19 protein-coding genes, 1 tRNA gene and 1 pseudogene are annotated in these 20,394 nt (G+C 62.9%); 11 read left to right on the plus strand and 10 right to left on the minus strand.

What is annotated here, in order from left to right; genetic code table 11:
* Nucleotides 1–13 precede the first annotated feature (13 nt).
* The 4 genes from LMTR21_RS34040 to LMTR21_RS34055 are packed head-to-tail and all read left to right on the plus strand — an operon-like array spanning nt 14 to nt 3,684.
* Nucleotides 14–808 carry a WecB/TagA/CpsF family glycosyltransferase gene (locus LMTR21_RS34040; RefSeq protein ID WP_065751913.1) on the plus strand — a complete coding sequence of 265 codons (795 nt, stop codon included), beginning with the start codon at nt 14–16 and terminating at the stop codon, nt 806–808.
* Nucleotides 805–2,082 carry a glycosyltransferase gene (locus tag LMTR21_RS34045; protein ID WP_065751914.1) on the plus strand — a complete coding sequence of 426 codons (1,278 nt, stop codon included), beginning with the start codon at nt 805–807 and terminating at the stop codon, nt 2,080–2,082. The genes LMTR21_RS34040 and LMTR21_RS34045 overlap by 4 nt, the downstream gene beginning before the upstream one ends.
* Nucleotides 2,083–2,092: 10 nt before the next feature.
* Nucleotides 2,093–3,274 (plus strand): glycosyltransferase family 4 protein, encoded by a 1,182-nt coding sequence (locus LMTR21_RS34050; RefSeq protein ID WP_084030542.1) that lies wholly within the window; start codon nt 2,093–2,095, stop codon nt 3,272–3,274.
* Nucleotides 3,271–3,684, plus strand: coding sequence for a hypothetical protein (locus LMTR21_RS34055; protein ID WP_246174776.1), 414 nt, complete (start codon nt 3,271–3,273; stop codon nt 3,682–3,684). The genes LMTR21_RS34050 and LMTR21_RS34055 overlap by 4 nt, the downstream gene beginning before the upstream one ends.
* Before the next feature lie 23 nt (nt 3,685–3,707).
* On the opposite strand, the gene LMTR21_RS34060 is transcribed toward LMTR21_RS34055, so the two are convergent.
* Nucleotides 3,708–4,529, minus strand: coding sequence for a class I SAM-dependent methyltransferase (locus LMTR21_RS34060; protein WP_141688205.1), 822 nt, complete (start codon nt 4,527–4,529; stop codon nt 3,708–3,710).
* 531 nt (nt 4,530–5,060) lie between these two features.
* Between LMTR21_RS34060 and LMTR21_RS34065 the strand changes: the two genes are divergently transcribed.
* Together LMTR21_RS34065 and LMTR21_RS40455 are read left to right on the plus strand one after the other, a co-directional pair.
* Nucleotides 5,061–5,411: a hypothetical protein gene (locus LMTR21_RS34065; RefSeq protein ID WP_065751917.1), complete on the plus strand. Its 351-nt coding sequence runs from the start codon at nt 5,061–5,063 to the stop codon at nt 5,409–5,411.
* A 520-nt stretch (nt 5,412–5,931) separates the two neighbouring features.
* Nucleotides 5,932–6,186, plus strand: coding sequence for a helix-turn-helix transcriptional regulator (locus tag LMTR21_RS40455; RefSeq protein WP_065751919.1), 255 nt, complete (start codon nt 5,932–5,934; stop codon nt 6,184–6,186).
* On the opposite strand, the pseudogene LMTR21_RS34075 reads toward LMTR21_RS40455, so the two are convergent.
* The 4 genes and pseudogenes from LMTR21_RS34075 to LMTR21_RS34090 all read right to left on the minus strand — a co-directional run bounded on the left by LMTR21_RS34075 (nt 6,183) and on the right by LMTR21_RS34090 (nt 10,510).
* A pseudogene (locus tag LMTR21_RS34075) lies at nt 6,183–7,375 on the minus strand (ABC transporter substrate-binding protein). The gene LMTR21_RS40455 and the pseudogene LMTR21_RS34075 overlap by 4 nt on opposite strands.
* A gap of 35 nt (nt 7,376–7,410) precedes the next feature.
* Entirely contained in the window at nt 7,411–8,148 is a 738-nt protein-coding gene (locus LMTR21_RS34080) for an SDR family oxidoreductase (RefSeq protein ID WP_065751920.1), read from the minus strand.
* A 45-nt stretch (nt 8,149–8,193) separates the two neighbouring features.
* Nucleotides 8,194–9,783 carry a class I adenylate-forming enzyme family protein gene (locus LMTR21_RS34085; RefSeq protein ID WP_141688206.1) on the minus strand — a complete coding sequence of 530 codons (1,590 nt, stop codon included), beginning with the start codon at nt 9,781–9,783 and terminating at the stop codon, nt 8,194–8,196.
* A 61-nt stretch (nt 9,784–9,844) separates the two neighbouring features.
* Nucleotides 9,845–10,510, minus strand: coding sequence for a 2-hydroxychromene-2-carboxylate isomerase (locus LMTR21_RS34090; protein WP_246174789.1), 666 nt, complete (start codon nt 10,508–10,510; stop codon nt 9,845–9,847).
* A 212-nt stretch (nt 10,511–10,722) separates the two neighbouring features.
* Between LMTR21_RS34090 and LMTR21_RS34095 the strand changes: the two genes are divergently transcribed.
* On the plus strand, nt 10,723–11,184 hold the full coding sequence (locus tag LMTR21_RS34095; RefSeq protein WP_065752252.1) for a winged helix-turn-helix transcriptional regulator: 462 nt from the start codon (nt 10,723–10,725) through the stop codon (nt 11,182–11,184).
* A gap of 176 nt (nt 11,185–11,360) precedes the next feature.
* On the plus strand, nt 11,361–12,266 hold the full coding sequence (locus LMTR21_RS34100; protein ID WP_065751921.1) for an amino acid ABC transporter substrate-binding protein: 906 nt from the start codon (nt 11,361–11,363) through the stop codon (nt 12,264–12,266).
* Here LMTR21_RS34100 and LMTR21_RS34105 read toward each other — a convergent pair.
* A complete protein-coding gene (locus LMTR21_RS34105) occupies nt 12,254–13,336 on the minus strand; it encodes a Gfo/Idh/MocA family protein (RefSeq protein WP_065751922.1) in 1,083 nt (360 codons plus the stop codon). The two genes, LMTR21_RS34100 and LMTR21_RS34105, sit on opposite strands and share 13 nt — an antisense overlap.
* 23 nt (nt 13,337–13,359) lie before the next feature.
* Nucleotides 13,360–14,193 carry a sugar phosphate isomerase/epimerase family protein gene (locus LMTR21_RS34110; protein ID WP_065751923.1) on the minus strand — a complete coding sequence of 278 codons (834 nt, stop codon included), beginning with the start codon at nt 14,191–14,193 and terminating at the stop codon, nt 13,360–13,362.
* 130 nt (nt 14,194–14,323) lie between these two features.
* Between LMTR21_RS34110 and LMTR21_RS34115 the strand changes: the two genes are divergently transcribed.
* Nucleotides 14,324–14,986, plus strand: coding sequence for a TetR/AcrR family transcriptional regulator (locus tag LMTR21_RS34115; RefSeq protein ID WP_065751924.1), 663 nt, complete (start codon nt 14,324–14,326; stop codon nt 14,984–14,986).
* Nucleotides 14,987–15,051: 65 nt separating this feature from the next.
* Here the strand turns inward: LMTR21_RS34115 and LMTR21_RS34120 are convergent, their stop codons facing one another.
* Both LMTR21_RS34120 and LMTR21_RS34125 read right to left on the minus strand, forming a co-directional pair.
* A complete protein-coding gene (locus LMTR21_RS34120; protein WP_065751925.1) occupies nt 15,052–16,179 on the minus strand; it encodes an aromatic ring-hydroxylating oxygenase subunit alpha in 1,128 nt (375 codons plus the stop codon).
* A gap of 111 nt (nt 16,180–16,290) precedes the next feature.
* On the minus strand, nt 16,291–17,070 hold the full coding sequence (locus tag LMTR21_RS34125; RefSeq protein WP_065751926.1) for a crotonase/enoyl-CoA hydratase family protein: 780 nt from the start codon (nt 17,068–17,070) through the stop codon (nt 16,291–16,293).
* Nucleotides 17,071–17,194: 124 nt separating this feature from the next.
* On the opposite strand from LMTR21_RS34125, the gene LMTR21_RS34130 reads away from it, so the two are divergent.
* Nucleotides 17,195–18,193 carry a LysR substrate-binding domain-containing protein gene (locus tag LMTR21_RS34130; RefSeq protein WP_246174798.1) on the plus strand — a complete coding sequence of 333 codons (999 nt, stop codon included), beginning with the start codon at nt 17,195–17,197 and terminating at the stop codon, nt 18,191–18,193.
* A gap of 139 nt (nt 18,194–18,332) precedes the next feature.
* Here LMTR21_RS34130 and LMTR21_RS34135 read toward each other — a convergent pair.
* Nucleotides 18,333–18,409, minus strand: a tRNA-Met gene (locus tag LMTR21_RS34135).
* Nucleotides 18,410–18,747: 338 nt separating this feature from the next.
* On the opposite strand from LMTR21_RS34135, the gene LMTR21_RS34140 reads away from it, so the two are divergent.
* Nucleotides 18,748–20,355: a GMC family oxidoreductase gene (locus LMTR21_RS34140; protein ID WP_187399261.1), complete on the plus strand. Its 1,608-nt coding sequence runs from the start codon at nt 18,748–18,750 to the stop codon at nt 20,353–20,355.
* Nucleotides 20,356–20,394: the final 39 nt, after the last annotated feature.

Raw genomic sequence — 20,394 nt, forward strand, 5'->3', positions numbered from 1 at the left:
GCAGGAGATCGACATGTCGGAACCACCAGCGCAGTTGCAGCCGCGCCTCACAGTCGATGGCATCACGATCAATGTTCCCACGCTTCCGGAAGCTGTGTCCTCGATCGTGTCGGCCGCGCAACATGGCGACAACTTCAGCGTCTGCACGCTCAATCTCGATCACGTCGTTCAACTGCAGCAGCACGCCAATTTTCGCGCCGCCTATCGCCGTGCCAGATTTGTGACAGCCGACGGGTTCCCCATCGTCGTACTCAGTCGTCTCATGGGAACGCGAATCGAGCGCACGACTGGTGCCGATCTCGTCGAACCGGTTTGTGCGGAAGCCCGCAAGAAAGGGCTGCCGGTCTTTCTGTTCGGCGCCAACGACCTCACGCTGAAAATGACGGCGCGACGCTTGGCGGAACGATTCCAGGGATTGCAGATCGCCGGATGGCTTGCGCCGGGACCGGGATTCGATCCCTATTCCAGCGAAGCCGATGCTGCGATCGAAAGCATTCGTTCCTCGGGCGCAAAACTCTGCTTCGTCGCGCTGGGCGCGCCACGGCAGGAACTGTTCGCGGCGCGGTGCCTCGACGAGCTGAACGGAACCGGAGTGCTGTGCATCGGAGCCGCGCTCGATTTCATCGCCGGCGCGCAAGACCGCGCGCCATCCATCGCGCGCAAAACCGGGCTGGAGTGGGCGTGGCGCATGCTGCGAGAGCCGCGGCGGCTCGGCCCCCGCTATGTCAAATGCATGACGGAGGTTCCGCGGCTCGTGGCGCGAACCATTCCGCAAATCGTCCAAGCGCGCATGAGGAAAGCGGCATGACTTCAACATTGACCCTCGCGCTACGCGCGCGAAATGCCAACCGGATCAAGCCACGTTACCAGATCTGCTTGATTCATCCATTCGATCCGCGCGGCCAGAAGGTCGGCGGCCTTGAAACATACATCCGCGACTTCATCACGTTTCATCCCGTTGACACCGATATCCTCTTCATCGGCGTCGACTCGACGGGCGAGCTGGAGCTCGGACAGCTTCACCGGCTGACGTTCCGCGGCCGCGGTTTCGACTTCCTGCCGATCCTGCATTATTCGGACCAGCAGGCCCGCGAAGCGGCGCGCAGCATCCGCACCTCGCTGACCGGACAATTCTTCATGGCGCTGCTGCGTCATTTCCGGCCGATTGCGAAACTGATCCGTGCGCGACGATGCTCGATCGATCTACGACGGGTGGAGTTCTCATGGCTGCCGGCGATCCTGCGGCTCCCGTTCGTGCAGATGCTTCACGGCGAGGGCGCGCCGAAGCTGCAGATGGATTCGCTGCTGCGGAAATATTCCTTCGTCCACAACACCGGCGAGCGGTTCGCCGTCGCCATGAGCGAGAAATTTCTTTGCGTCAATCCATTCATCACCGAGCGGCTGCAGCAGACCTATCCGCGCCGCAAGGACAAGATCGACACGCTCTGGACCTGGGTCAACACGGACATCTTCAAGCCGCAGGTCTGGCCGCTGAACTCTTCGCCATTCCAGATCGTGTTCGCGGGCAGGCTCGACGAGTTCAAGGATCCGCCGTTGATGTTCCGCACGATCGACCGCCTGCGGCAGCGATTGAACGGCGATGTCAGGTTTCACTATATCGGCACCAGCGACCCGCACCGGTTCGAGGAGTTCGCCGCCATCGAGGACATCACCGTGCGCCACGGCTTCAAGGATGCCGTCGGCATGGCGGAGACACTGGCGAGCGCGCATGCCGGACTCCTGACGTCCGAGTTCGAGGGCATGCCGCGCTGCGTGCTCGAGACCCTGGCGGTTGGCCGCCCTGTCGTCGCCATGCACCTGCCGCAGCTCGAATCCGTGATCCGACCCGGCTTCAGCGGCTATCTTGTGCCGCGGAGCGGCAGCCGCGACGAGATGGTCGATGCGCTGGTCCAGCGGTTCGTCGATATCAGGGATGCCATCGAGACGGGTGCGATGAACCCGGTGCAGGTCGCCGACACCATCATGGCGTTTACGCCAGGCACCCAGCTCGCGCGGGTCTTCCGCTATCACCATGAAATTCAGGATGCGCGCGGACTTGCCGCCGCGGCGCCGACCTATTGAGGGCGCCGGCTTGAATATCCTTCTGTTGACCAGCGAGTTCGCTCCCGCGATGGGAGGAATTGGAACATACGCCCGCGAAATTGCCGCGGCCGCCAGCCGGCTCGGCGCCAAAGTCACCGTGGTGGCGCCGGACTACGCGCGGCAGACTGCCGACGATGACCGCGCCCTGCCCTTCGAGGTCGTTCGCTTCAGCGGCGGTCTTCATTCCATGCGCGACCTGCCGCGCAAGATCATGCTGGCGCGCCGCGGTGTCCGCGGCGACCGATACGACGTGGTCCATGCCGCCGACTGGCCGTTCTTCATCCCGCTTGCGCTTTCCAGATGGCGAACGCCGGCGCGGGTACTCATGACGGTGCACGGCACCGAGATCAACGAAACGCAGACGCCGTTGAAGCGCATGGCGATACGCGGCACTGGAGTGTTCGGACCGCGGACGGAGGTCGTTGCCAACAGCCGCTTTACCGAGACGCTGTTCCGCGAGCGGTTTGCCGTCGATCCGCGCCGCATCAGCGCGATCAATCTGGGCGTATCGGAATTCTGGTTCGGCGGGCGACGAACGCGCCGGGAGATTCGCCTGGCCCATCGCCTGCCGGAAGACCGCCTGGTGATGATCACGGTCGCGCGCATCACACGCCGCAAAGGGCACCATCTGACACTTGCTGCATTGTCGCGGCTTCCGGACGAACTGCGCCATCGCATCACGTGGCTCGTGGTCGGGCCGGACGGTGAAGCCGATTATGTCGGCGATCTGCGACGCGCCGCCGGCCAGGCGGAATGCGACATTCGTTTCCTTGGGCCCCAATCGAACGAGGAAATCCGCGATCTCTACGCGGCCTCGGATTTCTTCTGCCTGACGGGGATGCCCGATGCGACCGGCCGGGTGGAGGGATTTGGATTGGTCTATCTGGAAGCCGGCGCCACCGGCCTGCCGAGCGTCGCGACCGACGTCGGCGGAGTAGCCGACGCCGTCCTGGCCGACGAGACAGGCATTCTCGTGCCGCCGTCGGTAGAAAGCATATCGCCGGCGATCGCAGAGCTGGCCGCGGACCGAGGTCTGCGCGCCATTCTCGCGGCTGGCGCATCCGCCCATGCCCGCGCCCTTTCATGGGAGCGATGCGCGGCGACAACGTATGGCCTGGCCTATGCCGGCAAGCGGGCATCCGAGAACCACGCGATGGGAAAAACGGCATGAGGCGATGGGTCGCGACCGCAATGCTGCTGGCGCTCGCGACCGGTGCGGCGCGGGCGGACAATGAGAACTGCCGCAAGAGCCGCGAGTATCTATTGGCAACGCCCGGTGGCGACCAGGCCTTGACGCCGCAGGCCTACAACGACCTGTTCAAGATCTGCATCGCAACGTCAGCCATGCCCAACGTGAAGGATGCGTACATCCTGAAGGACGGCGGCATCGCGGTGATCCCCAAACAGGACAGCGTTCCGGCAACCGCCTCGACGCTGGCGCGGTTCTGCGACACCTATCCGCACGGCGTGCTGCGCTTCATCACAGCTAAGGAAAAGCTTTCGATCCGCTCCGTAACCGACGTCGCACGGATGTCGTCGACATCATCGACGCCATGCAAGAAGATCAAGGGCATTTCGTAGAGCCGCGCGCCGTCCATCAAAGCTCATTTCTGGCGGTTGTAATAATCCGGCATCGCATGCGGATCCATCGCCTGTTCGGCCCTGCGCCCGAGAAAGAAGAAGCCGCTGGCGGCATCTGCTGCGGCCCGGCCTCGGCCGAATGCATCGAGATACCTGATCCAGAAGAACGGCAGCACGATCAGCCGCGAAAGCTTGTTGCCCGCGCCGAGCGCGCGCGCGAAGTAGCGGATCGACCATTCAAGCGCGACCCCGGCGCCGCCGACCGGCCCGGCGCTGACTTCCGAGAAACGCCTGAACAGCCAGCGGTGACCGCTCTGCGTGAAACGTGAGAAGTCATAGGCCTGCTCATGCACCTGCTGCATGAACGGCGTCTCCGCATAGACCAGGCCTTCCAGACGCAGCACCCGGTGCAACTCGGCAACCACCGTTGCGGGTTCCAGCACGTGTTCCAGCACCGCCTGCACCCAGACGCCGTCGAACACGCCGTCCTCGAACGGCAGACTGTGGGCGTCAGCCACCAGCGCGGTATGCGGCGAGGCATAGACATCAGTGCCAACGAGTTCGATCGAATCGTCGCGGTAGAGCTCGTCTGCGCCCAGACCGATGGTCCCGCCTCCGATCACGAGCACGACCGGCCGCCGCGACTCCCGCTTCAACAGCTCGATGAATTTCGCGCTGTTGGAAACCGCAACCGGATTTCCGCCGAAGGTAAAGCGATGCAGGCGCGATCCAAGGGAACGGCGACTGACGTCCCGCTGCAGCGCCGAGCCGCTCTCGGCCTCATACATCCTGCGCTCAAAAATGCTGTCTGCAAAATCGATCAGCACCGGCTGTGCGCCGACCACCGGAAACCCGGCCCTGCTATAATCGCAGGCGGGATTCGAACAGGACGGCTGCGCCCAAACGTTCCGCAACGCCGCCGAACAGTGAGGGCAGCGAAGGCGTTGCTTCCAGTGTGCGGGTTCCGTATTCACTACCGAATGATCGACGGCAGAAAGCTGCAAAGAAGGACCTCATATTCATGTCTTCTGCCCTGCCTGTTCCTGACTTGCGATTGATGCTATTTCGAACGCGATGAGTGCGCAACAATGCGGGGCCGGGAACAATTTGCATTGCAATTCGGATGTAGGCTTTGACCAGACGCCACAGTGTGGGACCGGCAGAAATGCAACGCACGAGCCGCCGTGCTGTTTCCGAGCAAATTTTGGGATTTCTCGAACTGCGTTCCAATGGCCCGCTTCGCGCAGCTGGCGGGCTACGTCGTTCGTAACCCGGCGTTGATGACGCCGTGATCGAGGATTTGACAAACTCCGACCCTTCCGGAAACCTTGATCCGCCGGCTCAGCTCGCCACCTGATTGATCGAGGAGTTGCCTGGTGTCAGCCCGCGAACCATCGCAGCGACCGGATGGATCCGGCCCGCTTCAGGTTTTTGTTCTCGACATCGATCGAAGGCCGACGCTGGCGTTCGAAGCGAACGACCTCGCCGAGGCACGGGAAATCTGTCGCGACGCCGACCTGCGGACCGATCTGAGCGCGCTCACCTCCGACGGTATTCCCGTCTGCGCGCCGGGTTCAACGCTCAGCCCCCGGGCAGCGGCGCAAGAGGAGATCGCTGCATTCCGGCACGCAGCCGAACGAGCGCCGGCATCCAGCCAGCCGACCATGACGTTCCTGATCAAGATCGACGGCGTCATGGTCGTAACCATCAGCCCCGACCAGGCCTGAGTGACGCGATGCGGTCAGATGAAGGGCGGATGATACAGGGACGCGGCGCCGGCAAGTACGCCCGATGCGTCATGACCGGGGTCGATGACGGTGCCGGAAAGATGCGCGGCATCGGCTGCGGTCGTGGATTCGGTTCGGCTTACATCGTGCCCGATTGAGTCCGCTGCCTTGGGGTCATCTGCCGCGACGTGCCTGGCTGCCTCGCTGAAAGCAAACGTATCGTTGGCGGTGGTCGCGGCCCCTCTGTGCGATTCCCCCGAAATCCACCCGCCGATGCGCGGCATTTGCGATGAATTGGAACGAATCGATGAACCACCGCTACGAACGGCGAAACCAGCTTCAGCAGCCGGTAGTGGGAATGCTGCTCGAACCAACGCATCTGCATACTCACTCCGGTGCGTAATGCCGACCTCCCGCTATCAAGCCAACGCAGCCGCCGCACGCTGCATGTTGGTGGACATATGCGCCGCTACTTCCTCACGGAAAAGCACGTGCGACGGCAATTGCCCGAGAACTTGGCATGAGCCGTCGTACGCTCGCGCGTGCGCTTGCAGCCGAGGGATTGACCTTTTCGGCCCTGTTGGATCAGTATCGCATGGACCTGGCCAAAGCATACCTCACGCACGGCGAACTGACGATCTCACAGATCGCGTGGCTTCTGGGATATCGGGAGGTGAGCACCTTTACCCATGCCTTCAAGCGTTGGACGGGAACGACGCCGCGGCAACTGCGCTCCAGGAAGCCTTCCTGCTCGCGGTCAGCTGTCCGGGTTTAGTCGGCGCTCAAGACGTCACCGAACTGCTCCCACGAAGTTCCGGTCCAGCGCTGAAGCTGCAACTGCGTGTAAGCCATGCTGTTGTCAGGTCCGGTATTGACGGCGATTCCCGGAATCAGCGTCGGAAGCGAAAGCCCGCGGATGCTGCGCGCCTGTTTCATGACGTTCTCACGCGAAAGATCATCGCCGCACTGCTTCAGCACCTGTTCGAGAATCTGGCCCTGCTGGGTTCCGAACAGATAGTTGGCGTCGCCGATATCCGCGCCGGCAGATATTTCTCGAAGTGAGCGCGATACCATTTCATGCCGGGATCATCAGCCCATTTCCAGTCGTTCGCATCCTTCAGCATCGTGGCGGCGATAATGCCTTTGGCCTTGTCGGGGCCGGCGGGCACGATGGTGGCCGACACTGAAGTGGAAACCAAATTAATGAGGAAGAGAGGCTTCCAGCCGATTTCATCGGCCTTCCTGATAGCCTGCGCGGCAAACTTCGGCGTGCCTGCAAGCAGAAACGCTTCCGCTCCTGACGCCTTGAGCGTGACGACTTGGGAATCGATCGTGGGTTCGGTGACCTCATACGACGAGGCGATCACCTTCTTGTCGTAGTCGCCCTTCAAATGTTCCTTGAAGGCCGCGACAAAATCCTTACCGAGATCGTCGTTCTGATAGAGGATCGCAATCTTCGCACTGGGAGCGGTTTGCGCAATATATCGCGCATAGATCGTGCCCTCGGTCCGGTAGCTGGGCAGGCCGGTGGAGGTCATCGGATGCTCGGAAAAATTCGAAAACCTGGTGACGCCGCTGACGACGAAAAGATGCGGGATCTTTTTGGCATTGACGTATTTGATCGTCGCGCTGATGCCGGGCGTACCCAGCGGACCGAACAGGAACGCGACCTCGTCGCTCTCGACCAATTTCCTGGTCTGCTCGACGGTCTTCGGCGAACTATAGGCGTCGTCGTAGCTGATGTAGTTGATCTTGCGACCATTGACGCCGCCACGCTCGTTGATGGAGGTGATGTAGGCGATCAGACCCTTGGCGGTATTGCTGAGCGACGAGGCCGGACCGCTGAACGGAAACGTTCCGCCGATCTTGATCTCGGTTGCGGTGACGCCGACGGTTTCGGCATTTGCCGGCGCGATCGCGAACCCAAGCGTCAACGCTGCCGCAATGGCGGCTTTCCTCATCATGCCTCCCTCCCCTTGTTGTCAGAAGCGACCGCGGTTCACCACGTCTCCTTGAACGGCCGGATCTCCATTTCGAATGTCCAGGCGCTGCGCGGCTGCTCGTAGAGTTGCCAGTAGGCGTTTGCGACTGACGCGGGCGGCATCAACGCATCGGGATCGTTCAGCGCGTCCGGACCGTGGGCCTCGATGCGTCGTTGCCGAACCCATTCGGTATCGACGCCGGAATCGATGATCAGGTGGCCGACATGGATGTTCTTCGGCCCGAGCTCACGCGCCATCGCCTGCGCCACCGCGCGCAGTCCGAACTTGGCGCTGGCAAAGGCCGCGTAGCCGCGCCCGCCGCGCAGGCTGGCGGTGGCGCCGGTGAAGAAGATATTGCCCTGGCCCCGCGGCAGCATCAGGCGCGCGGCTTCACGGCCGGCCAGGAAACCCGAATAGCAGGCCATCTCCCACACTTTGCGAAAGACCCTTTCGGTCGTGTCGAGAATCGGAAAGTTGACGTTGGCGCCGACATTGAAGATGCAGACTTCAAGCGGCGCTTCCTTGTCGGCATCGTTGAGGAACGCGGTGATTTCCTCTTCCTTGCGGGCATCGAGCGAGCGCGCGAAGATCTTGCCGCCGGCGGCCTGGACCTCGCCCACCAGCGGCGCGAGCTTGTCGCCGTTGCGGCGGCCGGCGAAGACGGTAAATCCCTCGGCGGCGAATTTCTTGGCGATCTCGGCGCCGATATAGTCTCCCGCACCGATGATTGCCGCGGTCGCGTTTCTCTTGGCCATTGGTTATCTCCTGTTCGCTACCTCAAGGACGCGGCGGCTGATGTGTCAGCCAGCGGCCGTCGCCGGGTCGATCTTGCTCCCGTTCGCCAATTCCCGCAGCTTGTGTTTCAGGATCTTGCCGGTCGACGCCGCGGGCAAGGCGTCGAGGATCACAATCTCGCTTGGCCGCTTGTAGGAGGTCAGCAGCCCCGCCGAATAGGACTTGAGCTCGTCCACGCCGATCTTCGCGCCCGGCAGAAGCTGGACGAACGCGACCACCTCCTCGTTGCCCTCGACGCTGCGTCCGACGACGGCCGACTGCACCACCAGTTCGTGCGCGTTGATCACGGCCTCGACCTCGGCGGGATAAACATTGAAGCCGGAGCGGATGATGAGCTCCTTGGTACGGCCGACGATATAGAGGTCACCCTCGCCGTTGATGCGCGCGAGATCGCCGGTGTTGAACCAGCCATCGGCGTCGATGGCGGCGCGCGTCTGCTCGACGGAGCGATAGTATCCGAGCATCACGTTGGGACCTCGGACATGCAGTTCGCCGACGCTGCCGACCGGGACTTCGTGGCCGTTCCGGTCGACGATCCGTTGCTCGACACCCGGCAATATCGGTCCCACGGTTTCGTCGTCGGCAGGCCGGTTCTCGCGTACGCCGGCAAGCCCCGGCGAGCATTCCGTGATGCCGTAGCCGTTGAGCAGGGGAATGCCGAACTCCTCCTCCATCCGGCCTTTCAGCGTCAGGTCAAGCGGCGCACCCGCCACGCACATCATCCGCAGGCGGCCGCGATCGAGGCGCGATATTCCTTTCACGGCCTTGTATTCGAGCAGACGCTGATAGGTCGCAGGCACGCCGTAAAGCGTCGTGATCCCGTCCTTTGCGATCGCTTCCGCCAGCGCGGCAGGATCGGCCTTCGAGATGGCGTGCAGCGTGGCGCCGTGCATCAGGGTCGAGATCAGGAGGATCGAGTAGCCGACGATGTGCGACATCGGCAGCACGCCGTAGATCCGGTCGGCGGGACCGGTCTTCCGCAGCACGCCGGAGGTTTTCGCCGCAACCATCAGATTGCGGTGGCTGAGCATCACCCCCTTCGGCGCGCCCGTGGTACCCGAAGTGTACATCAGCGCCGCGACCTGACGCGCGGCGTCGGCCTCGACGGGCTCGGCCCGCGCCTCCTCGTTCAACGGCCCGACGCCGATGCCGCCGAACGGTCCGATCGAACCTGTGGCCGCGCCGTTGCGCGCCGCATGATTGGCGGCTTCCCCGGAGAGCGCCGAATTGAAGAGAACCCGGCGGGCGCCGCTGTGGGAACTGATCTGTTCGAGCTCGCGCGCGCTCAGGCGCGGGTTGACGGCAATGGCCCAGGCGTCGAGCTTGCCGATGGCGAACAGGATCGCGCCGAGGGCAACGCTGTTCTCGCTGGCCACCATCACCCGGTCGCCGGGCCTGACCTGCAGCTCGCGCAGATCGCGCGCGACGGCCTCGACCGCGTCCGAGAACTGCCGGTAGCTCCACGAGCGCCCCGCCTCGACGAACGCTGGATGATCGGGCGTTTGCTGCGCGAACTTCACGTAGACATCGTGTACCCGCGACGGCAGGCCTACGAGCAGATCGCACGCGCTGATGTTGTCGAGAACAGTTTCCACGATGGCTTTCCTCGATGACGAACTGTTTGATCCTTGTCGGCCTTCGATCCCGAAAGCGAAATCAGAACGCGCGGCGGCTCTCGGACGAGCCGGAGGCCTCCCTGGCGCGCTGTTGCGCCAGGATCTCCTCCTCCACGTCGCGAAGCTGGTCCTTGCCGAAGAACATCTCGTTATTGACGAAGAACGTCGGTGAGCCAAAAGCGCCGCGATCGACGGCGTCCTGCGTCAACGCCGCCAGCCGGTTCTTGACGGCGGGATCCTGCGATCTCGCGGCGATCCTGTTGGCGTCGATCCCCGACGAGGCCAGCGCCTCCAGCATCACGTCGAGATCGTCCATCTTTTTGGGCTCTTCCCACATGTGGTGATAGACCGCCTGGAAATATGGCCAGAAAATACCTTCGGCCTGCGCCGCAATGGCGCCGCGCATCAATTGCAGTGTGTTCACCGGAAAGAACGGGTTGCGCCGGTAGTTGGTAATGCCGTGGCGTTTGATGAAGCGCTCGGTCTCCAGCGCCATGTAGTCGGGCTTGTTCTTGATGCCCTTCAGATAGTCGGCGGGCGAGCTGTTGCCAGTGAGCTTGTAGATGCCGCCGAGCAGCACCGGGACATAGTCGAATTTGGTCCCGGTCCGTCGCTCGATGTCCGGAATCAGGCGTGCCGCCAGATAGGCGTTCGGGCTTCCGAAATCGAAATGAAATTCGACCTTCAACATGCCGGCCTCTGACATACGGCCCTCCCCGCGTTCCCGAGCTTGTACGGCCTGACGGGCCCTTCGGGCTTGATCTGGCGTCGACATTTATAGTTCTAAAAAAGAACTGTCAATCTTATACGGGCTAGCGAGCCGTATTATTCCTGCCAAACGGGTTTATGCTGACGCATTCCGATTTGGAATTTAATGTGCTATCCTGTTGTATCGATTGATCAATGCCGGAGAGCGCGATGCGCTGGGACACGCTTGAGGAAGAACAATGCTCGCTGGCGCGCACGGTGGCGGTCATTGGCGACCGGTGGAGCCTGTTGATCCTGCGGGAGTGTTTTCTTCGGGTACGCCGCTTCGACGAGTTTCAATCCAAGCTCGGCATTACCCGGCATCTGCTGGCGGACCGGCTGAAGAAGTTCGTCCGCTACGGCGTGCTGCGGCGTGCCCGCTACCAGGAAAGCCCGGCCCGCTATGAATACATCCTGACGCAACGCGGCCTGGATTTGTATCCGGTGGTGATGTCGATCGTGCATTGGGGCGACACCCACATGGTGGACGAGCGCGGCCGCCCGCTGCTGCATCAGCACAAGAACTGCGGCAAGTTTTTCGATCCGGTGATGATCTGCTCGGAATGCGGCGAGCCCATTCATGCCAAGCAGGTCCACACCCACCCGGGGCCTGGCTCCGCGGAGATCGCTTAGGTGCCGGTTCGCGCGCCGCCCGACATGCGGCTTGCCGATCAAATTGTTCGATAACTGATAGAAGCAGGCTTTGATAGCACGCGAGAACAATGTCGGCTAAGACGGTGATCGTGTTGCTGCGGGGCCGATTTGCTCAAGCCTTCACAAGAACTGCCGATGCTCATGGAGAAAAAGCGATGCGCCTGTCTGCGGCGATGATCGCGGCTGCCTTGTTGGCCGTGCCTGCCAATGCGAGCGAACTGACCGGAACGCTGCAAAAGATCAAGGAGACGAACAGGATCATCCTCGGCATTCAGGAAGCCTCGGTGCCCTTCAGCTACCTGGACGGCGATCAAAAGGCGATCGGATATGCCGTCGACATCTGCCTGAGGATCGTCGACGCGGTCAAGCGCGAGCTCAAAGTCGCGAATGTCGCCGTCGAGACGCTTGCCGTCACGTCATCCAATCGCATTCCGCTCATGATGAATGGGACGGTCGACCTCGTCTGTTCTTCCACCACCAACAATGCGGAGCGGCAGCGCCAGGTAACGTTCACCAATTCGCATTTCCTGTCGGCAACCCGGTTTGCCGCGCGGAAGTCCGACAACATCACCACAATCGATCATCTGAAAGGCAAGCCTGTCGTCGCCATATCGGGCTCGACCAACATGGTGCAGCTCAATCAGGTCAATACCGCACGAAATCTCGGCATCGCGTTGCTGGCCGCCAAGGATCAGGCCGAGGCGTTTCTCATGCTGGAGACCGGCCGCGCGGCTGCCTACGTCCTCGATGACGTGCAACTCGCCGTCGCGATCGCACGATCAAAAGATCCGTCCGCCTATATGATCAGCGAGGAGACCCTGTCCAGGGCCGAACCTTACGGGATCATGCTGCGCAAGGACGATGCGCCGTTCAAGGCCGTGGCCGATCGCGTGACCGCGGATCTATACAAGAGCCCGGAGATCGAAGCGGTCTACCGGAAGTGGTTCGAATCGCCGGTGCCGCCCAACGGCCTCAATTTCAAGACACCGATGTCGGCGGTCTTGCGTAAGGCATTTGCGCATCCGTCTGATAGCCCGGACCCGGCGAGCTACGAGCGCTGAAGACTTGCGGCCGGCCCTAGTGCCGCGTAGCGGTCGCGCAGGTCGATGCGCCGGCCGGCGCTTGCGGCCTCGGCAATGGCAAGCGTTGCGCTCAGGGAGCGGGCGCCGTCCTGGACCGGCTGCAGTGATGGCGCCGTGCCGCGGATCACATCGCGAAAATGGTCGAGCTGCGCGACATAGGGATCGATCGTGCCGGCATGAATGTGCCGGGCCTGGATCGGCTGATTCCAGTTCTGCGCACCATCAGCCTGCGCCCATTGCACAAGGTTCGGAAATTCGAGCGCACCGCAGCGGCCCATCAGGCGGTAGCTGCCTTGTCCGCTGAACGGGAATTCCATAGCCTCGCCCAAGCCCTGCTCCATCGTCCAAGGCGAGACCGCGCTGTCGCTGATAAAGAAGGTGCCGAGCGCGCCGTTGTCGAATTCAATCAGCGCGGCGGCGGTATCCTCGACCGCAAAGCCGCGCTGGCGGTTCGAGGCAATCGCCTCGACGGCCCGGATTTCGCCGACGGTGAAGCGCAGGAAATCAATCTCGTGGATCAGGTTGATCAGGACCGGGCCGCCACCGGCCTGGCTGCGCCACGACGCGACTTCAAAATAGCTTTGCGGTTTGTGCGTGGCCCAGATCGCCGACACCCCGACGATGTCGCCGATCCGCCCCTCGCCGAGCAGCGCCTTCAGCGTCCTGACCTGCAGATGATGGCGGCGGTGATGACCGACCAGCGATCTGATGCCGTTTTTGCGCACCTCGGCCAGCAAGGCCGCCGCGCTCTCCAGCGTATCCGTGACCGGCTTCTCGATCAGGATGTGAATGCCGCGCCGGGCGCATTCGATGCCGGTCTCGGCATGAAGCTGGTTCGGCGAGGCGATGATCACCGCTTCCGGCCGTGCCTCGTCCAGCAACTTACGGTAATTGGCGAATACACTCGTCTTCGGATGCTCGGCTTCGACCTGATCGACATTCACGTCCGCGATGCCGACGAGATCATAGTCGCTCCGCTCGGCGAGCTTTCGCAGGTGCTTGCGTCCGACCAGGCCCGCACCGATCACGCCGATGGCGATGTTCTTCATGTCACGAATCCCATCGGTGAGTTTTAGCAGCGCTGGCCAGGGCGCATCGTGCCGCGCGCGTAGCGATCAAGCAGTCGGAGTGTCGCCTCAAAGGCGGTGGCGATCCGCGCCCGCGTCTCAAGCGCCGGCATCGGCATCTCGACGCTAAGGAAAGCGTCGGCGGGCAGCGCCGCCAGAAGCTCGCCCAGCGGCAACGAGCCTCCCCCAGGCGGCAGCCGTCCTGCGCGCGCCTCGGCGATGATGGCAGCCTCGGTCGTGGGCGCGTCCGCTCCGGCGTCGCAGATTTGCGCGGCGCGCAGCCATTCGTCGGGGATGGAGATCAAATCGCCTGCCTTGCCGCCGGAACGGGTGAGATGCAGGGCGTCGACGAGGATAGCGCCGTTCGATTTGCCCGCCTGACGTACGATCGCGAGCGCCTGCGGCAGCGCGCCGATCGCGCGCCACCGCATGAATTCGAGATCGACGCGCAGGCCGAATGGCAGCGCGAGGTCGCAGAGTTCGGCGAAATGCGCAGCCAGCCGCGCAGGGTCGTGATCGTCGCCGGAGACAATGACCGAAATGGCACCGAGATCGGCAGCAGCCTCGAACACGCCGGCGAAGGCCTGCACGTCGATGTCAGGCGTGAGCTGAATGAATTCGATGTCGCTCACGCGGACACCCTCGGCGGCGAGAACTTGTTTGAGCGCGCGGTGGGCTTCCGTACCGACTCGCGTGGGATAGGCCGGACCACCTGCTGTGGCCGGGACAAATCGCAGGCCGATCGATGCGAAACCGGCGTGCGCTGCCTCCGTGACCAGCGCGGGCGGCGAAAGTTCCAGGGCCGTCAGATGGGCAAGGCCAAGCACCGGGCGCGTCATCTCTTCCGCCCCTTAATTAATCCATAGGATAATTATAATTATCCTATGGGATAATTACTGTCAACAGCGATCGATTCAGTCATATTGACGGCGAGCGCGCATTCCCGGCGCGGAAGGACCGGACGGCCAGATGGAGCCTGCGAAAAAGCCCGCGAATGCTAGGAAGCCGCCGATCCGGCGGCGCGACCGGGAACGGACCAGGCGTGAGATTCTGGAGATCGCATTTGCAGAGTTCGCCGAAAACGGCCTGACTGGCGGCAACACCGACGCGATTGCGGCGCGCGCGAAGGTCACCAAGCGGCTGATCTTCTATTATTTCAACTCGAAGGAGGAGCTGTTCATCGCCGTCCTCGAGATGGCGTACGCCAAGATGCGCGTTGCCGAAGAAGGTCTCCACCTCGAGGCGCTGGAGCCGGAGGCAGCGATCCGAAGGCTTGCGGAATTCACCTTCGATTTCGACCAGACCAACCCGGAATACATTCGCCTGGTCACCATCGAGAACATCCATCGCGGCCGGCACATCAGCGCCAGCCGGAAGCTCAAGGAGATGACGCGGCCCATCATCAACCAGATCGCCGCGGTGCTGGAAAAAGGCGTTCGCAGCGGCGCGATCAGGCCAGGCATCGATCCGAACGAGCTGCACATGACGCTGAACGCGCTCTGCTTCTTCTCGGTCGCGAACCGCCACACCTTCGAGGCGCAATTCGGCTGGGACATGTCATCGCCCAAGGCCAAGGCGCAACGCCGCCGCGAAATCGCCGACCTGCTGTGGCGCCACGTGCGGAGGGACTGATCGAGCGGCAGAAGCGGGCCGGTCGATGGTGACGATTGCGATGGCACTTATCCGTTTCGAATGGATCATGATGCCGTTTCTCCGATCAAGGTCTGGAGGTTGCGGTGAAAATGCCGGATCGCACCTTCGAACAGGCCGAAGGTAAATACGTCATTGGCGCCCGCGGCAAGACCGCGCTGTGCGGCGCAGGCCACGTCACGATCCTCCGCCGCGCCGAGCGCGACGAAGTTTCGCCCTTGCGCGATCGCGGCGCGGCCTTCTTCATGCCCAGCGAGATTGGAGAGCGTGTAAGTGACGAGCCGGGTGCGGTCGACGGCGAGCGGCTCCAGAACGGTCATGATCATGTTGGTGGGGAACGTCGCGATCATGACGTTCGGAAACAGATGGTAGACATGGGTCAGCATTCCCCAGGTCCTGCGTTCGGCCGGCGGCACCTTCCGAAGCTTCTCGATCCGGCGGTATGGAAAACTGATCCGGCTGTTGCGCCCGAAGGCTTCGACAACATTGATGTTGTCGTACTGCAGCGGAAAGAACGTGTCGTGATGCGTGGAGCGGATATGATATCCTTCGAGGAATCCCTCGGCGACAATCTTCCAGTTCGCCGCAAATTCCTGCTCCACGGTCGTAAGGAGGCGCCAGTCCGGTCCGAACAGGTCCGGCAACGATTCAGTTGCGCCGTCGCGAATTTCGGCTCCATCCTGCGTGACGAAAACCATGCCGCTCCTCTCTTCGGCCTGAATCGGAACGAGGCCATAGGCGGCCTTGTCGATGCCGGGAAAACCGTGTTCGTCGGGAATACCGCGCAATTGGCCGTCGAGGCCGTAGGTCCACGCGTGGTAGCGGCAGGTCAGCGCCTTCTTGCAGCCGGAGCCATCAACCAGTTGCACGCCGCGATGCCGGCAAGCGTTGCGGAAGGCCCGAACCTTGCCGTCGCCGCCGCGGACGGCAACGACCGGCGTCAACGCGGCATCGCGTGCCACATAGCAGCCGGTGTCCGGCAGCGCCGCAGAAGGACAGAACGGCGTGGCCGTCTTGCGAAATACCTGGCGAATCTCCGCAGAGAACCGCGCCTGCGACGTGTAGTGCTCGACCGGCTCGTGCCACACCCCGTCGCTGAGATCGGTGGATTTGCGGTCGATGTGATCAAGGATCCGTTCAACGATCTCTGGTTCATCCGCCAACATGCCGTTCATGAGCGTTCTCCCAACCTGTGCCATAGCGTTCGAGCGAAAGCCTGCCCCGGACTTGATCCGGGGTGGATACCGGTTCGCGTGAAGAAAATGCGTCAAGCAAGAATCTAGAGCTTAGGTCGCTGCCACGCCGTGCCGTCCAGCGCCGGCGACGAAACGCCGCGCGCCGTTTTCCGTCTCCCCGGTTGCGGCCGTGGCGATGCCGAGCCTGAACTCGTTCAGCATCGCCTGCTCCCAGCCGAGATCCCATTGCTCGATCGCCGACATCCGGTCGCTGCGCAGCGCCGCCTGGGGAAGCCGCGCCAGGGCGTGGGCGAGCTCGCGCGCGGTCACCAGCGCGGAACCAGGCTCGCACACCCGATTGGCCAGCCCGATCCGCTCCGCTTCCTCGCCTGAAATGCCGCGGCCGGTCAGGATCAGATCCATTGCACGGCTGTGGCCGATCAGACGCGGCAGCCTCACGGTGCCGAGATCCATCAGCGGCACGCCAAAACGCCGGCAATAGACGCCGAAGGTCGCATCGCGCGCGGCGACACGCAGGTCGCACCACAATGCCAGTTCGAGGCCGCCGGCGACAGCGTGACCTTCGACCGCGGCGATCACCGGCTTGCCCAGCTTGAAGCGGCTCGGTCCCATCGGCGCATCGCCGCGCTCGACGCGATGTCCCCGCCGTCCGGCGGCCGTTTCCTTGAGATCGAATCCGGCGCAGAAGGTGCCTTCCGCGCCTGCGAGGATCGCGACTGACAGCGCGGCATCCGCGTCGAAGCGACGGAAGCTTTCGGCCAGCACGCGCGCCGTCGCCGGATTGACGGCATTGCGCGCGTGCGGCCTGTTGATGGTGACGACCGCAACGGGGCCGTCGGTTTCGTAGCGCACAAGCTCGGGTTCGGTCATGCCGGATCATTTCGTTCGACCCCGTCGGCGCGCAAGAGAAACCGGAGCGTTCTCGGATGAACGTAGTTCATCCGTACTCCGCAAATCAGGCGACGGACGGTTATCGGTGCAGTAGGATCATCGAATGAAACGCGCGCGTCCCACTCCCCACAGGTCGGTCTCGACGGCAACTTCGCGGCGCCTGTTGCAGGCGGTTCAGCCGGCAATCGCGGCCGCGTCGCTCAACGCGTCGCAGCTCCTGGCATTGCAAGCATTTGATGTCGCATTCCGAACCGGCAGTTTCAAAGCGTCGGCGCAGCTCCTCAATCTCAGCCCGTCGGCGGTCAGCCATCGGATACGCAATCTTGAGCAGGCACTCGGCGCCGCGCTGTTCGTGCGTACACACCGCGCCATCGCGGCGACCGCGGAAGGCAAAATCCTCGCCGCCGCAACTGGCCGGGCCTTTGCTGAACTGGCGCGGGTCGGATCTTCCGCAACCGGCAAGGCGGCACGGCAAAGGCTCCGGCTCAAGGTGCTGCCGATGTTCGCTTCTGCCTGGCTCATTCCGCGCCTGGCCGGCTTCATGACGCAGCATCCGGACATCGACCTTGCGATCGAAAGCTCCAGCCGCAACGTCGATTTCGAACTCGAGGCTTTCGATGCCGGGATCAGCGTTGGAGATGGAATGTTCGAAGGGATCACGGCACACCATCTCGCGGCAATCAGGACCACGCCCGTGGCGGCGCCTTCGCTGGCACGCCGACTGAACCTGCGCGAGCCAAGCGACCTCAGGCGCGCCGCGCTGATTCACGTGACGACTTTCCCGGCTGCGTGGCCATTATGGCTGGAGCACGCCGGCGTCGCCAAACTGAAGCCGGCACGGACAATCTCCGTCGACAGCTTTGTCGCTGCGATGCAGGCTGCCGAGCAAGGCGCCGGTGTGGCGCTTGGACTGGAGCCGTTCATCATCGAGCGGGAGCGTCAAGGCACGATCTGTCGGCCGCTTTCGCTAGCGCATCCGACCGGGAGTTACTGGCTCGTCCATCCGCCGGGCGCGCAGCGCAACCGCACGCTTCAGGTGTTCAAACGCTGGCTGCTAGCCGAACTTTCGACGTCTGGCGGCATAGCGCAGTTCTGCCGTTGACGGCCGCAGAAGCTGATTTGAACACCCATCCGATTGGTTTGCGATGGGAAGCTCGGCGGGTGGCTTGCCGGAAATTCTGGCGATTGCCCTGAAAACGAAAAACCCCGGTCGCTGGGACCAGGGTTTTCGCAATTAGATTTGGTTGCGGGGGCAAGATTTGAACTTGCGACCTTCAGGTTATGAGCCTGACGAGCTACCGGGCTGCTCCACCCCGCGTTAAACCGTTGCACTGCCTTCAAAAAAACCGGACCCGAAACGAACCCGGCCAACGCGTGTTTGCGCCGATCGATCCCGTCCGGAGGCTTCCTGAGAAGGCAACCCGGGCAAAGCCATCGGGCGCGAGGGGTATGTATCAACGTCGCCCTGCTTTGGAAAGGGGCAAGATCCCGCTTTTGCAGATTTTATGACAGCAAAAACGAGCACTTGGAGCGCAAAAACCGCCTCCTGGAACCGCTCTTGCCATAAACGCCCCAAAAGCGGAGTTTTGCGCCCCAAGAGGCGACCAAGGCGCGGCCCGTGAGGTCGCCAGAACAAAAAATCCGGGGGGAATGAGCGTGGCGGAAGCTTACGATTTCGTGGTGGTGGGCGGCGGCTCCGGCGGCTGCACGGTGGCAGGGCGGCTTTCGGAAGATCCGAAGACGTCGGTGGCGCTGCTCGATGCCGGTGGCCGGAACGACAATTGGGTGGTCACGACGCCGTTCGCGCTCGTGCTGATGGTTGCCGGCAGCGTCAACAACTGGGCCTTCAACACCGTGCCGCAGAAGGGCCTCAACGGCCGCATCGGCTATCAGCCGCGCGGCAAGGGGCTCGGCGGCTCCTCCGCCATCAACGCGATGGTCTATATCCGCGGCCATCGCGCCGACTACGACCAATGGGCCTCGCTCGGCAACACCGGCTGGTCGTTCGCGGATGTGCTGCCCTACTTCAAGCGTGCCGAGGATAATGCCGATTTCGGCGGCGAATATCACGGCAAGGGCGGACCGCTTACCGTCAACAAGTCGCGCACCGGCAATCCGGTGCAGCGGATATTTCTGCAGGCAGCGCAGGAAGCGCAGTTTCGGCTGCGCGAGGATTTCAATGCCGACGAGCACGAAGGCCTCGGCATCTATCAGCTGACGCAGCGGAATGGCGAACGCTGCAGCGCCGCGCGCGCCTACATCCACCCGCATATGGGAAGCCGCGCCAATCTGCGCGTCGAGACCCACGCCCACGCCACCCGCATCCTGTTCGAAGGCAAGCGCGCGGTCGGCGTCGAGTACCGGCAAGGCAAGGAGATCAAACAAATTCGCGCTCGGCGCGAGGTGATCCTCTCCGCCGGCGCCTTCCAGACGCCGCATCTCCTGATGCTGTCGGGCATCGGCGACAGCGCCGAGCTTGGTAAACACGGCATCGCCACCGTGCACCATCTGCCCGGCGTCGGGCAGAACCTGCAGGACCACCCGGATTTCGTGTTCGGCTACATGTCCGACAATCCGAACTTCAACGGCATTTCGCTGAAAGCGCTGCCGCGGCTGCTGCGGGCCATCCGCCAGTATCGGCGCGAGCGTCGCGGGCCGATGACGTCGAATTTCGCCGAATGCGGCGGCTTCCTGAAAACCCGGCCCGACCTCGACATCCCCGACATCCAGCTTCATTTCGGCATGGCGCTGGCCGACGATCACGGCCGCAAGCGCCATCGCGGCACCGGCTTTACCTGCCACGTCTGCCTGCTGCGGCCGAAGAGTCGCGGCAGCGTTTCGCTTGGAAGCGCCGATCCGTTTGCGCCGCCGCTGATCGATCCGAATTTCTTTGGCGATCCTGACGATCTGGAAACCATGGTCGCGGGCTTCAAGACCACGCGGCGGCTGATGGAGACGCCGGCACTGCGCGCGTTGCAGAAGAAGGAGATGTTCACGGAAGGCGTGCATGGCGATGACGACATCCGGACCCTGCTGCGCGAGCGCGTCGATACCGTCTATCATCCGGTCGGCACAGCCAGGATGGGCGTGAACGATCCCATGGCCGTGGTCGATCCGAAGCTGAAGGTGTATGGCGTCGAGGGATTGCGCGTGGTCGATGCCTCGATCATGCCGACGTTGATCGGCGGCAACACCAACGCACCGACCATCATGATCGGCGAGAAGGCCGCGGACATGATAAGAGCGGAAATGCGGGCAGTTTGATCGGCGCGCCGCGTCCGCCGTCATTGCGAGGAGCGAAGC

The sequence above is a fragment of the Bradyrhizobium paxllaeri genome, from assembly GCF_001693515.2.
In the GTDB taxonomy this organism is placed as follows: domain Bacteria; phylum Pseudomonadota; class Alphaproteobacteria; order Rhizobiales; family Xanthobacteraceae; genus Bradyrhizobium; species Bradyrhizobium paxllaeri.

Bases quoted from the DNA above. Each gene is read 5' to 3' on its own strand.
- LMTR21_RS34120 (WP_065751925.1), bottom strand. From the start codon at position 16,179: ATGAACGGCATGTTGGCGGATGAACCAGAGATCGTTGAACGGATCCTT.
- LMTR21_RS34095 (WP_065752252.1), top strand. From the start codon at position 10,723: ATGCGCTGGGACACGCTTGAGGAAGAACAATGCTCGCTGGCGCGCACG.
- LMTR21_RS34080 (WP_065751920.1), bottom strand. From the start codon at position 8,148: ATGGCCAAGAGAAACGCGACCGCGGCAATCATCGGTGCGGGAGACTAT.
- LMTR21_RS34045 (WP_065751914.1), top strand. From the start codon at position 805: ATGACTTCAACATTGACCCTCGCGCTACGCGCGCGAAATGCCAACCGG.
- LMTR21_RS34105 (WP_065751922.1), bottom strand. From the start codon at position 13,336: ATGAAGAACATCGCCATCGGCGTGATCGGTGCGGGCCTGGTCGGACGC.
- LMTR21_RS34055 (WP_246174776.1), top strand. From the start codon at position 3,271: ATGAGGCGATGGGTCGCGACCGCAATGCTGCTGGCGCTCGCGACCGGT.
- LMTR21_RS40455 (WP_065751919.1), top strand. From the start codon at position 5,932: ATGAGCCGTCGTACGCTCGCGCGTGCGCTTGCAGCCGAGGGATTGACC.
- LMTR21_RS34115 (WP_065751924.1), top strand. From the start codon at position 14,324: ATGGAGCCTGCGAAAAAGCCCGCGAATGCTAGGAAGCCGCCGATCCGG.
- LMTR21_RS34040 (WP_065751913.1), top strand. From the start codon at position 14: ATGTCGGAACCACCAGCGCAGTTGCAGCCGCGCCTCACAGTCGATGGC.
- LMTR21_RS34100 (WP_065751921.1), top strand. From the start codon at position 11,361: ATGCGCCTGTCTGCGGCGATGATCGCGGCTGCCTTGTTGGCCGTGCCT.
- LMTR21_RS34125 (WP_065751926.1), bottom strand. From the start codon at position 17,070: ATGACCGAACCCGAGCTTGTGCGCTACGAAACCGACGGCCCCGTTGCG.
- LMTR21_RS34130 (WP_246174798.1), top strand. From the start codon at position 17,195: ATGAAACGCGCGCGTCCCACTCCCCACAGGTCGGTCTCGACGGCAACT.
- LMTR21_RS34110 (WP_065751923.1), bottom strand. From the start codon at position 14,193: ATGACGCGCCCGGTGCTTGGCCTTGCCCATCTGACGGCCCTGGAACTT.
- LMTR21_RS34090 (WP_246174789.1), bottom strand. From the start codon at position 10,510: ATGTCAGAGGCCGGCATGTTGAAGGTCGAATTTCATTTCGATTTCGGA.